At 65.0% G+C, this 11,755-nt stretch carries 10 protein-coding genes; 2 read left to right on the top strand and 8 right to left on the bottom strand.

Annotation, left to right across the window (positions count from 1 at the left end; translation table 11 throughout):
* Window positions 1–645: a dienelactone hydrolase family protein gene (locus K3172_RS09335; protein ID WP_247718126.1), complete on the top strand. Its 645-nt coding sequence runs from the start codon at window positions 1–3 to the stop codon at window positions 643–645.
* Between the two features lie 141 nt (window positions 646–786).
* On the opposite strand, the gene K3172_RS09330 is transcribed toward K3172_RS09335, so the two are convergent.
* From K3172_RS09330 to K3172_RS09310, 5 genes are all read right to left on the bottom strand, one after another.
* The gene (locus K3172_RS09330; protein WP_221589384.1) at window positions 787–1,032 is read right to left on the bottom strand and encodes a hypothetical protein; all 246 of its coding nucleotides are present in this window, start codon (window positions 1,030–1,032) and stop codon (window positions 787–789) included.
* 135 nt (window positions 1,033–1,167) lie between these two features.
* A complete protein-coding gene (locus K3172_RS09325) occupies window positions 1,168–2,973 on the bottom strand; it encodes an acyl-CoA dehydrogenase C-terminal domain-containing protein (protein ID WP_221589383.1) in 1,806 nt (601 codons plus the stop codon).
* Window positions 2,974–3,008: 35 nt separating this feature from the next.
* A complete protein-coding gene (locus K3172_RS09320) occupies window positions 3,009–3,467 on the bottom strand; it encodes a MerR family transcriptional regulator (protein WP_221589381.1) in 459 nt (152 codons plus the stop codon).
* Window positions 3,468–3,498: 31 nt separating this feature from the next.
* Window positions 3,499–3,831, bottom strand: coding sequence for a phosphoribosyl-AMP cyclohydrolase (gene hisI / locus K3172_RS09315; RefSeq protein WP_221591079.1), 333 nt, complete (start codon window positions 3,829–3,831; stop codon window positions 3,499–3,501).
* Window positions 3,832–4,225: 394 nt separating this feature from the next.
* Window positions 4,226–4,996 (bottom strand): ComF family protein, encoded by a 771-nt coding sequence (locus K3172_RS09310; protein ID WP_221589379.1) that lies wholly within the window; start codon window positions 4,994–4,996, stop codon window positions 4,226–4,228.
* 53 nt (window positions 4,997–5,049) lie between these two features.
* Between K3172_RS09310 and K3172_RS09305 the strand changes: the two genes are divergently transcribed.
* Complete coding sequence (locus K3172_RS09305; RefSeq protein ID WP_221589377.1) at window positions 5,050–5,808, top strand: methyltransferase domain-containing protein; 759 nt, start codon at window positions 5,050–5,052, stop codon at window positions 5,806–5,808.
* Here K3172_RS09305 and ppdK read toward each other — a convergent pair.
* The 3 genes from ppdK to K3172_RS09290 form a co-directional block, all read right to left on the bottom strand.
* Window positions 5,805–8,468: a pyruvate, phosphate dikinase gene (gene ppdK, locus K3172_RS09300; RefSeq protein ID WP_221589375.1), complete on the bottom strand. Its 2,664-nt coding sequence runs from the start codon at window positions 8,466–8,468 to the stop codon at window positions 5,805–5,807. The genes K3172_RS09305 and ppdK overlap by 4 nt on opposite strands.
* Window positions 8,469–8,601: 133 nt before the next feature.
* Window positions 8,602–10,827 carry a glycine--tRNA ligase subunit beta gene (gene glyS, locus K3172_RS09295; RefSeq protein ID WP_221589373.1) on the bottom strand — a complete coding sequence of 742 codons (2,226 nt, stop codon included), beginning with the start codon at window positions 10,825–10,827 and terminating at the stop codon, window positions 8,602–8,604.
* A complete protein-coding gene (locus tag K3172_RS09290; protein WP_221589371.1) occupies window positions 10,824–11,723 on the bottom strand; it encodes a glycine--tRNA ligase subunit alpha in 900 nt (299 codons plus the stop codon). The genes glyS and K3172_RS09290 overlap by 4 nt, the downstream gene beginning before the upstream one ends.
* Window positions 11,724–11,755 lie beyond the last annotated feature (32 nt).

The raw sequence follows: 11,755 nt of genomic DNA, 5'->3' as shown, positions 1-11,755 counted from the left end.
TTGCACGGTGTGCCGGAAAGCACGCCCCGGGCGGCGGTCGCGATCTTTCCGACCTTCATGAATTCAACGCCCGGCGTCGAGGCCAAGGCCGAGGCGCTGGTGGAGGCGGGATACGCCGTCCTCATCGGCGACTTTTACGGCCCCGATGCCCCGTCGAATTTCGAGGCGGCCTTTGCCGCCATGACGAGGCTGCGGTCCGATCCGCAGGCCGCAAGGGCGCGCTTCCGGGCAACTCTCGAACTGCTGCGAGAATTGCATCCCGATATGCCGCATCTCGCCATCGGTTTCTGTCTCGGCGGTTTTGCCGTCCTCGAGATGGCGCGCGACGGGCAGGTGCTAACGGCTGTGGTGAGTTTCCACGGGCTGCTCGAAACTCTCCTCCCCGCCGACAAGCCGATCAAGCCGCGGATCCTCGTGTGTCACGGCGATGCCGATGCGCTGGTGCCGCGCAGTCAGGTCACGAGTTTCTGGGAAGAGATGGACGGCGTGCAGGCCGACTGGCACTTCCACAGCTACGCGGGCGTCGAGCACGGCTTCACCAATCCGCACATGCTCGATGGCTCACCCAACCCTGCCTACAACGCGAGTGCCGACCGGCAGAGCTGGGCGGCGATGTATGCCTTGTTTGACGTGGTGCTGGGATGAGGGGCGCGAGTTTTGCCTCGCTCGTGCTAGCAATTGTCGCCGCAATCGTTTCCGATGTGGCCAGCGCCGATCCTTCGGATGCCGTCAGCGGCATAACCCTGGGTGACCAGGCAAGTCCTGCAGCGACCCCTTGTTTTCGATTCAGACTATCCCAAGCGCGCGCTTCGCCGAAGAGAAGAGGGCGTCGTCCAGGTCTTTGCTCTGGTCGGCCCCGAGCAAAGGATTGTGCATACCGTCGTGGTCGAGGGCGGGAATGCTTTCCTGACGAGCGTCGTAGAGGCCCAAGCGGGCCGGCGTGCTAGATTCAAAGTCGCCCGCGAGCTGGAGGGCAAATATTTTTGGGTCATGCTGCCCAAGGTGCAGTTCCGTCTCACGGGGTGTCCTCATCGGCCGCAAGACACGCCGGCAATGCTCGAGGCAATCGTCGTCACCGCGAAATGCGTCGTTCCACGGGAGACTGAAACCGCGAACCCTTGAGATGCGACGAGGCGGCCGCGCGATGCGCGACCGCCCTTGCAGTGATCAGGCCGCTGTGGCGAAAGCCTCTTCGCCGAGCGCCATCATGCTGTCCGAACCGCTCTCGAGCTTGCGGCGCAGCGCGCCGGCGTCGGGCAGGAAACGGTCCATGTAGTAGCGCGCGCTGGCGAGCTTCGCTTCGTAGAACGCCTTGTCGTCGCTGCCGCCGGCCAGCGCCGCCTGCGCGGTCTTGGCCATGCGCAGCCACATCCAGCCGAGCGAGACGATGCCCATGATGTGCATGTAGTGATGCGCACCGGCACCGAGGTGGTTGGGGTTCTGCATTGCGTTCTGCATGAACCACATGGTCGCCGCCTGCTGATGGCCGAGCGCCTTTTCCAGTTGCTCTGCCAGCGGGGCCAGCGTCTCGTCGCCCTTGGCCGCGGCGATGTCGTCGCCGACTGCCTTGAAGAAGGCCTGGATCGCCGCGCCGCCCTTGCTGGCGAGCTTGCGGCCGCACAGGTCCATCGCCTGCACGCCATTGGTGCCTTCGTAGATCTGGGCGATGCGGGCGTCGCGCACGAACTGGCTCATGCCCCATTCCTCGATATAGCCGTGGCCGCCGAAGACCTGCTGCATGTTGGTGGCGACTTCGTAGCCTTTGTCGGTGCCGTAACCCTTGATGACCGGGGTCAGCAGGCCAATCATGGCGTCGGCTTCCTCGCGCTCTTCCTCGGTCTGCGCCTTGTGGCTGAGATCGACCAGCAGCGCGCCCCACAGGCACAGCATGCGCATGCCTTCGGTGAAGGTCTTGGCATCCATCAGCATGCGGCGCACGTCGGGGTGGACGAAGATCGGGTCGGCCTGCGCGTTCGGATCGGCCGGACCGGTCAGCGCGCGGCCCTGGCGACGGTCGAGCGCATAGGCAACGGCGTTCTGGTAGGCGACTTCGGCCTGGCTCAGGCCCTGGATGCCGACGCCGAGGCGCGCTGCGTTCATCATGATGAACATGGCTGCAAGGCCCTTGTTTTCTTCGCCCACGAGCCAGCCCTTGGCGCCGTCGTAGTTGAGGACGCAGGTCGAGTTCGCGTGGATGCCCATCTTGTGCTCGATCGAGCCGCACATCACGCCATTGCGCTCGCCCGGCGTACCGTCTTCATTGACCAGGAACTTGGGCACGACGAACAGCGATATACCCTTGGTGCTGTCGGGCGCACCAGGGGTCTTGGCGAGGACGAGGTGGATGATGTTCTCGCTCATGTCGTGTTCGCCGGCCGAGATGAAAATCTTGGTTCCGGTGATCGCATAGCTGCCGTCGGCCTGGGGTTCCGCCTTGGTGCGGATCATGCCGAGATCGGTGCCGCAATGCGGCTCGGTCAGGTTCATGGTGCCGGTCCATTCGCCCGAGACCATCTTCGGCAGGTACATTTCCTTCTGTTCCTGCGAACCCTTGGCGATCAGCGCCGAGATCGCTCCATTGGTCAGGCCCGGATACATGCCGAAGGCCTGGTTGGCGCTGGAGATGAACTCTTCCATCACGAAGCCGAGGACGTGCGGCATGCCCTGCCCGCCGAACTCTTCCGGATGCGCCAGCGTGCCCCAGCCGGCCGCGCGGAACTGGTCGAAGGCTTCCTTGAAACCCTTGGGCGTCGTCACCGAACCGTCTTCGTGGCGGGTGCAGCCTTCCTGGTCGCCCGACTGATTGATCGGCGCGAGCACTTCGGCGCAGAACTTGCCACCTTCGTTGATGACCGCATCGGTCACGTCGGGGCTCGCCATCTCGAAGCCGGGCAGATTGCCGTAGCTGGCGAGATCGAGGACTTCGTTGACGATGAAGCGGGTGTCGCGGGTGGGGGCGCTATAGGTGGGCATCTGCGTGTCCTTGGGATTGGAAGGTTTGGTTCAGGTCAGTCGAGGTCGAGAGTTTCGATCTGCTCGATGAATTCGCTCAGCTCCTTGATCGAGCTGTCGATGTCGGCGCGCTGGGCCTTCAGCTTCGCGACGTGCGTCTTGCACTTTTCGATTGTGACCCGGCGCTGTTCCTGCCGACCGTCGCCAAGATCGTAGAGGTCGATCATCTCGCGAATCTCGGTGAGCGAGAAGCCGACGTTCTTGGCGCGCATGATCCATGCCAGGCGGGCACGATCGCGCTTGGAGTAGATCCGCGTCAGGCCGACGCGGGACGGGGCGATCAGGCCCTCGTCCTCGTAGAAGCGCAGCGCGCGAGCCGTGCAGCCGAATTCGCTGGTGAGGTCGGAGATGGAATATTGTTCGCGGTCGAAAGCGTCCGGGCGATCGATATGCGCGCCGGCATGGCGACGATCCTGTTCGCCACGCGGCGCATCCTTGGGCAGCGGCTGTGTCATGTCGCCGCGTTACCGAACGTTTACGTAAGCGTCAAGTCTTTACGGGCTGGAGAGTCCGCCCGTCCACAACCCTGTAGAAGCAGCTGGTGGCGCCGGTATGGCAGGTCGGCCCGGCAGGAATGCATTCCAGAACAACGGCATCCTGATCGCAGTCGACCAGGATTTCCTGCACCTTGAGCACGTTCCCCGAGCTCTCACCCTTCTTCCACAGCCTGCCGCGGGAGCGTGAATGGAAGTGCGCCTCGCGCGTTTCGAGCGTCAGGTCGAGCGCCTCGCGATCCATGAAGGCCACCATCAGGACGTCTTTCGAATGCGCATCGACCACGACCGCACTGAGCAACCCGCGATCGTCGAACTTGGGCATGAGCGTGGTGCCGGTTTCCCGATCGGATTGTTTTGGCACGCGGGATCGTCCTCTTCCGGGGGTTGTAGCGTTGCGACGGTCTTGTTGCAGGATAACAACAAACCCGTTCCAAAATCGAGCGGCTTAGTAAATGCATATTCCATGAACGGCCGCTTTAGTGAACATTCCCTTTTGCGGGCCGATGAGGTTCGCCCACCGGAGCATCGGTGCCGTTAGAGCGCCAGGTTCATGGGGGTCCCGGATCCGCTGCCGCGATGAGGGTTTCGCGGCGCATCCGGAAAACGATGAGGGATGGACCGAGGTGTTGGCTGGGGGGCTGCACCGTCGTCGAAAGGCCGGTCCGGTATTATTCGTCACGTGGCGCCCGGGTTCGCAAGGACCCGGGCGTTTCACGTCAGGCGGCCGAGCGTTTCGCCGGATCGATCGCCTCATCTAGCACACGCGCGAAACACGCGACGATCACGCTGCGAGCGCCCGCTCGCTTGAGCGCCCTGACGCATGTTTCGCTGGTCGCGCCGCTGGTCAGCACGTCGTCGACGAGGATCACATCCGCCCCTTCGATGGATTTCCGAGCGCCTTCTCGCACGGAGATTGCCCCCGCGAGCACCTTGGCGCGCGCTTTCTTCCCGAGCCCGCCCAGGCTGGGCGTCGGCTTCGAGCGGACCAGCGCGTCGACAGTGAGGCGACCGTGTCCCCGTTTTCCGAGCTCGCGCCCCAGGAGCACCGCCTGGTTATATCCCCTCTGCCACAGGCGGCGGCGATGCAGGGGCACGGGTACGATCACCCTGCCCGGATCGCGCTCTGGCAGCCGTGCCGCGATGAGGCCCGCAAGCAGCGGCGCGAGCGCGATCCGGCCACCGTGTTTGAGCGCAAGCACCAGCTTGCGCGAGGTTTCGGTGTAAAGCGTGCCCGCCGCGATCCCGTCATGCAGGGGCGGATTGGCGAGGCATGGGACGCAAAGGCTGCCTGGCTGGAGCTCGCTCTCCCCGAAAGGACGCTGGCACGCGGCGCAACACGGTTCGGAAGGGATGACGAGATCCTGCCAGCACGGCGGACACAACCCGCCCTGTTCTCCGACGGCGTCCCCGCACGCCGGGCAGCGCGGCGGATAGACGAAGTCGACCAGCGGCGCGAGGCTTTCGGCGAGGAAACGTCTTGTCGACATTTCATCGTGTTGCCGCGCTTGCACCCGTCGTGCAAGCGCGGCAGGGCATCGGCATGGCGAGCAAGCCCCCTCCCCGCATCTTTTCGCGCGACCGCCGGATCGCGGGGCTGCGCCGCGCGCGGGTCCGGCAGTCCCAGCGCGATGCCGCCCGCTACCTGATGGACGACATGGTCGAGGACGTGCTCGACCGGCTCGAGTTCATGCGCATGTCGCCGCGGCGCGTGCTGGTGATCGGCGACTGGACCGGGACGCTGGCGCTCTCGCTGCGCGGCCTTGGTGCGGAGGTCGAGGAGGCGGATGTCGCCAGCCTCGACGAGGAGCGGCCGACCCCCGGTGCGCCCTACGACCTCATCGTCTCGCTCGCCTCGCTCGACCGGGTCAACGACCTGCCGGGCGCCCTGCTCCACCTGCGCGGCGCGCTGGGCGAGGACGGCATCCTGTTCGCCAGCATCATCGGTGCCGGGAGCCTCGCGAACCTGAGGCGGGCCATGATCGCTTCCGAACCCGACCGGCCGGCTGCCCGCATGCATCCGCTGGTCGACAATGCGGCGGCCTCCGCGCTGATGCAGCGGGCGCTGTTCAAGCGCCAGGTGGTCGACAGCCGGACGCTGACGGTGTCCTTCGCCTCGCTCGACCGGCTCGTGTCGGACCTGCGAGACCAAGGCCTCACCAGTTCACTGGCACGGCCCGCTCCTCCCCTTGGCAGGGAGGCACTCGAACGCGCCCGCCAATCCTTCCTCGCTGGCGCCAACAAGCGGGGTCGCGTCCTCGAAAGCTTCGAGATACTGACCCTAACAGGCTGGAAAGACTAGCGAAGGCTAGCCTGCGCCGCGGCGAGTCGCGCAATCGGCACGCGATAGGGCGAGGCGCTGACATAATCCAGCCCGGTCGCCTCGCAGAAGGCGATGCTTGCCGGATCGCCGCCATGCTCGCCGCAGATGCCGAGCTTCAGCCCCTTGCGCGTTGCCCTGCCCCGCTCCGCTGCCAGCTCGACCAGCTGCCCCACGCCATCGACATCGAGGCTGACGAACGGATCGCGCGCGAAGATGCCCTTGTCGACATAGGTTGTGAGGAAACGCCCGGCATCGTCGCGGCTCACGCCCAGCGTCGTCTGCGTGAGGTCGTTGGTGCCGAAGCTGAAGAACTCGCCCACTTCCGCGATCTCGCCCGCCATCAGCGCGGCGCGCGGCAGTTCGATCATGGTGCCGACGAGATACTGGACGCTGCAGCCCGTGTCCGCGAACACCTGCTGCGCCGTCCGGTCGACGACATCCTTGAGCAGCTCCAGTTCGCGCCGCGTCGCCACCAGCGGGATCATGATTTCCGGGACCGGCGCTTCGCCGCTCGCCTTGGCGACCTCGCAGGCGGCCTCGAATATGGCGCGCGCCTGCATTTCGTAGATCTCGGGATAGGTGATGCCGAGGCGGCAGCCGCGATGGCCCAGCATCGGGTTGAACTCGTGCAGCTCGCCCGCGCGGCGACGCAGCTTCTCGACCGTCACCCCGCTGGCTTCGGCCAGGTCCTCGAAATCCTCATCGCCATGCGGCAGGAATTCGTGGAGTGGCGGGTCGAGCAGGCGGATGGTGCACGGCAGGCCCGCCATCACCTCGAAAATCTTAACGAAATCGCCGCGCTGTTCGGGCAGCAGCTTGTCGAGCGCCGCGCGCCGGCCCGCCTCGTTCTCGGCGAGGATCATCTGGCGCACCAGGCTGATCCGGTCGGCATCGAAGAACATGTGCTCCGTGCGGCAGAGCCCGATGCCCTCGGCACCGAACTGGCGTGCCATGCGGCATTCGGTTTCGGTCTCGGCATTGGTGCGCACGCGCATACGGCGGTGCCGGTCGGCCCATTCCATCAGCGTGCCGAAATCGCCTGCCAGTTCGGGCTCGATAGTAGCAACTTCGCCCGCCATGACCTGCCCATTGGCGCCGTCGATGGTGATGACGTCGCCTTCCTTGAGATCGCGATTGCCGATGGTGAGCGTGCGCCCTTCGCGCGCAATCGACACATGCGAGGCGCCCGAGACGCAGGGTCGCCCCATCCCGCGCGCGACCACCGCCGCGTGGCTGGTCATCCCCCCGCGCGCGGTGAGGATGCCGGTGGCGGCATGCATGCCGTGAATGTCCTCAGGGCTCGTCTCGACGCGGACGAGGATGACCTTCTCCCCGCGACTGGCCCACAGTTCGGCCGTGTCGGCGTCGAGCACGATCTTGCCGCTTGCCGCGCCGGGGGAGGCCGGAAGTCCGGTGGTCAACACGTCGCGCGGCGCATCCGGATCGAGCGTCGGGTGGAGGAGCTGGTCGAGTGCCATGGGATCGACCCGCAGGATCGCGGTTTTCTCGTCGATCAGCCCTTCTCCCACCATGTCGACAGCCAGTTTCAGCGCGGCCTTGGCGGTGCGCTTGCCGTTGCGGGTCTGCAGCAGCCACAGCTTGCCCTGCTGCACGGTGAATTCGATGTCTTGCATGTCGCGATAATGCTTTTCGAGCAGCTCGAAGAGATGCGCGAGCTCGGCAAAGGCCTCCGGCATTGCCTCTTCCATGCTCGGCTTTTCGGCGCCTGCGGCTTCGCGCGCGGCCTTGGTCAGATATTGCGGCGTGCGAATGCCCGCCACCACGTCCTCGCCCTGCGCATTCACCAGCCATTCGCCGTAATAGGCGCGCTCGCCGGTCGACGGATCGCGGGTGAAGGCGACGCCGGTGGCGCTGGTGTCGCCCATGTTGCCGAACACCATCGCCTGCACGTTCACCGCCGTGCCCATGTCGTGCGGAATATCGTTGAGGCGGCGATAGACCTTGGCGCGCTCCGTATCCCAGCTGTCAAATACGGCGCTGATCGCGCCCCACAGCTGCTCGACCGGGTCCTGCGGGAACGGGCGCCCGAGTTCCTGTTCGACGATGCTCTTGTATTCGGCGACCAGCGTCTTCCACTCGTCCGCGCTCAGTTCGGTATCGGCGTAATAGCCCGCATCTTCCTTGGCGATTTCGAGCGCTTCCTCGAACAGCCCGTGATCGACGCCGAGCACCACGTCGCCATACATCTGGATGAAGCGGCGATAGCTGTCCCAGGCGAAACGTTCGTCGCCACTGGTCTTCGCCAGCCCCTCGACCGTTTCGTCGTTGAGGCCCAGGTTGAGGACGGTGTCCATCATGCCCGGCATCGAGACCGCCGCGCCCGAACGGACCGAGACGAGCAGCGGGTCCGCCGCATCGCCAAAGCCCTTGCCGACCGTCCGCTCGACATGTGCGAGCGCGTTATGAACGTCTGCGCGCAGTTTTTCGGAGAAATCGCTGCCGCCGGCGAGGTATTTGAGGCACTCTTCGGTCGCGATGGTGAAGCCCGGGGGGACCGGCAGGCCGATGCTGGCCATCTCGGCCAGGTTGGCGCCCTTGCCTCCCGTGACGGTCTTGTCCTTCTGCCGTGCATTCGAATGCGGGGCGTTTCCGCCGAAGGTGAAGACCGTGTCCGACATGGGATTTCCTCTTAAGGCGACAAAGGCGACTCGGTGTCACCTTCGGTTTTAGACCATCAACGCGTTGTTTTCCGGCGCTTTGTAGGCCTTGCGGACCACCAAAGGCGACAGGGACGCCCTGCGCCGGAAAAAATCACCCCTCGATGCGCGAGAAGTCGGCCACTTTGTGCACTGCAGCACGGAAAGCTGCAAGCAGGTCGAGCCGATGTGCCCGCTTGTTTTCTTCATCCGCGTTTACCGTCACTTCGTCGAAGAAGCGGTCGATCGGTGCGCGTAGCGAGGCAAGCGCGGCCATCGCGCCGGAGAAGTCTTCCGCGGCAATGGCCTGCGCCGCGGCAGGTTGCGAGGTCGCGAGCGCATCCATCAACGCCTTCTCGGCCGGTTCGGGCGTGTAGGAAAGCGCTTTCGCATGGCGCTCGGCCATCTTGGCATCGACCACCGCCTTCGTGTCGGGATCGTCGACCAGCGCCAGCGGGTCTTCCTCGCCGGTGCGCGCGATTTCGCCTTCGGCTCCGTGCCAGTCCTCCTTCTTGAGGATATTGGCCGCGCGCTTGTAGCCAGCGAGCAGGTTGGCGCCGTCTTCGGTGTCCATGAAGGACTGGAGCGCCTTCACCCGGGAAAGCAGGCGGACGAGATCGTCCTCCCCGCCGAGCGCGAAGACTGCATCGATCAGGTCGTGACGGACGCCCGCCTCACGCTGCTGGACCTTGAGACGGTCTGCGAGGAAGTCAGGCAATCCTTCGTGGACAAAGCTTGGATCGCATTCGAGATCGAGCTGCTCGAATTCTTTGGAATCGCCACTGGGTTCACTTGGCTTCGCTTGCGACACACGCATCATGCAGGCCGCATAGGACGTATCCCGAACTGAGAGTCGTAGTCCGTTTCGCAATATCAGTTGTATTACGCCCAACGCAGCCCGACGAAGTGCAAACGGGTCCTTTGAGCCCGTTGGTTTCTCGTCGACAGAGAAAAACCCAGCCAGCGTATCGAGCTTGTCCGCTAGGCTCACCGCCACCGTGACCGGAGCAGTCGGCACCTCATCGCCCTGCCCGACCGGCTTGTAGTGGTCGCGGATCGCGTCGGCGACGGCATCGGGGAGGCCTTCGGCGCGGGCGTAGTAGCCGCCCATCAGGCCCTGCAGTTCGGGAAACTCGCCGACCATTTCGGTGACAAGGTCGGCCTTGGCGAGGCGCGCGGCCTGTTCGGCCATGTCCGGGTCGGCAGCCTTGACGATACCTTCCTCGACCAGCCATCGGGCCAGTTTGGCCACCCGGTCGACCTTGTCGGCGACGGTGCCGAGCTTCTCGTGGAAGGTGATCCGCTCCAGCCCCTTGGCGTGCTCGGCGAGGGTCTTCTTGCGGTCGACGTCCCAGAAGAAGCGCGCGTCGGAGAGGCGGGCGGCGAGGACCTTGCGATTGCCGTCGACCACGCGCGCGCCGCCGTCTTCCGCCTCGATATTGGCGGTGCAGATGAAGGCGTTGGCGAGCTTGCCTGCCGCGTCCTCGCAGACGAAATACTTCTGGTTCACGCGCGCGGTGAGCTGGATGACCTCGGGCGGGACCTCGAGGAAGTCCTCCTCGAACCGGCCGAGCAGCGGCACGGGCCATTCGGTCAGGCCCGCGTTCTCGATCACCAGCCCCTCGTCCTCGACCAGCTTGAGACCGGCCTCGGACGCGACCTTGGCCGCGCCTGTGCGGATCAGGTCCTGCCGATCCGCGTGGTCGACGATCACGTGGCCCGCGCGCAGCTTCATCGCGTAGTCGTCGGCATTGCCGATGGTGATGTCGCCCGAATGGTGGAAGCGATGGCCCAGCGTGACTGCACCCGAGGTGACGCCATGCACCTCGCAATCGACCACGTCGTCACCCAGCAAAGCGACGATGCCCGAGAGCGGGCGAACCCAGCGCAAGGATTCGGTGCTGATCGAGGCAGCGCCCCAGCGCATGGACTTGGGCCAGCTGAAATCGCGCACGATCGCGGGGATCGCTTCCGCGAGCAGGTCCTTGGTCGCCTTGCCGGGCTTCTCGATGACCGCGAAGTAGGTGTTGCGGCCCTTGACGTCGCGCAGTTCCAGCTGTTCGCGGTTCACGCCGTTCTTGCGGCAGAAGCCTTCGATCGCCTGGTCGGGCGCGCCTTCGGGCGGGCCCTTGGCTTCTTCGCTCACCGCTTCGGTTGCTTGAGGCAGGCCGCGCGCGATCAGCGCGAGGCGGCGCGGGGTCGACCACACGGTGATCTCGCCAGCTTCGACACCGGCAGCTTCCATCTCGCGGCGGAACAGCTTTTCGAGCTCGGAGCGCGCACCGGCCTGCATGCGGGCGGGGATTTCTTCGCTGCGCAGTTCGAGGAGGAAGTCGCTCATTTCGACCACTCCGGATATTTCTCGGCCCACACGGGCGCTTCCTTTTCCATATGCGCTTCGCAAGCGCCGCGCGCGAGGTCGCGGACGCGGCCCATGTAGCTGGCGCGTTCCTGCACGCTGATCACGCCGCGCGCCTGCAGCAGGTTGAAAATGTGGCTGGCTTCCACCGCCTGCTCATACGCAGCGATCGGCACCTCATTGGCAAGCGCGTTCCTGCACTCCGCCTCGGCCTTGTTGAACAGGTCGAACAGCGCGTCGGTCTCGGCGACTTCGAAGTTCCACTTCGACATCTGCTTTTCGTTCTCGAGGAAGACGTCGCCATAGGTGACGCCCTGCCCGTTGAAGTCGAGATCGTAGACGTTATCGACGCCCTGGATGTACATCGCGAGGCGCTCGAGCCCGTAGGTCAGCTCGCCAGCGACCGGCTTGCAGTCGAAGCCGCCCATCTGCTGGAAATAGGTGAACTGGGTGACTTCCATCCCGTCGCACCAGACTTCCCAGCCAAGGCCCCACGCGCCCAGCGTCGGGCTTTCCCAGTCGTCCTCCACGAAGCGGATATCGTGCTTCAGCGGATCGATCCCGATGACGCGCAGGCTCTCTAGATAGAGGTCCTGGATGTCGGGCGGACTCGGCTTCAGGATCACCTGGTACTGGTAATAGTGCTGCAGGCGGTTGGGGTTTTCGCCATAGCGACCGTCGGTCGGACGGCGGCAGGGCTGTACGAAGGCCGCGTTCCACGGTTCCGGCCCCAGCGCGCGCAGCGTGGTCGCGGTGTGGAAGGTCCCCGCCCCCATGCGCATGTCGTAGGGCTGGAGGATGAGACAGCCGTGCGCGCTCCAGAAATCGTGCAGCGCGAGGATCATGTCCTGGAAGGATTTACGCGGATTACGGTCCATGGCGCGGGGCTTTGGCGGAAGCGCCAAAACGC

Origin of the sequence: Qipengyuania proteolytica, assembly GCF_019711565.1 — a bacterium.
Classification (GTDB): domain Bacteria; phylum Pseudomonadota; class Alphaproteobacteria; order Sphingomonadales; family Sphingomonadaceae; genus Qipengyuania; species Qipengyuania proteolytica.
The sequence above is the reverse complement of the archived record's forward strand: the minus strand, read 5'-3'. Positions and strand labels throughout refer to the sequence as shown.

Coding starts and splice junctions, on each gene's coding strand:
- K3172_RS09310 (WP_221589379.1), bottom strand. CDS start 4,996: ATGTCGACAAGACGTTTCCTCGCCGAAAGCCTCGCGCCGCTGGTCGAC.
- glyS (WP_221589373.1), bottom strand. CDS start 10,827: ATGAGCGACTTCCTCCTCGAACTGCGCAGCGAAGAAATCCCCGCCCGC.
- K3172_RS09290 (WP_221589371.1), bottom strand. CDS start 11,723: ATGGACCGTAATCCGCGTAAATCCTTCCAGGACATGATCCTCGCGCTG.
- K3172_RS09325 (WP_221589383.1), bottom strand. CDS start 2,973: ATGCCCACCTATAGCGCCCCCACCCGCGACACCCGCTTCATCGTCAAC.
- hisI (WP_221591079.1), bottom strand. CDS start 3,831: ATGCCCAAGTTCGACGATCGCGGGTTGCTCAGTGCGGTCGTGGTCGAT.
- K3172_RS09305 (WP_221589377.1), top strand. CDS start 5,050: ATGGCGAGCAAGCCCCCTCCCCGCATCTTTTCGCGCGACCGCCGGATC.
- ppdK (WP_221589375.1), bottom strand. CDS start 8,468: ATGTCGGACACGGTCTTCACCTTCGGCGGAAACGCCCCGCATTCGAAT.
- K3172_RS09320 (WP_221589381.1), bottom strand. CDS start 3,467: ATGACACAGCCGCTGCCCAAGGATGCGCCGCGTGGCGAACAGGATCGT.
- K3172_RS09330 (WP_221589384.1), bottom strand. CDS start 1,032: ATGAGGACACCCCGTGAGACGGAACTGCACCTTGGGCAGCATGACCCA.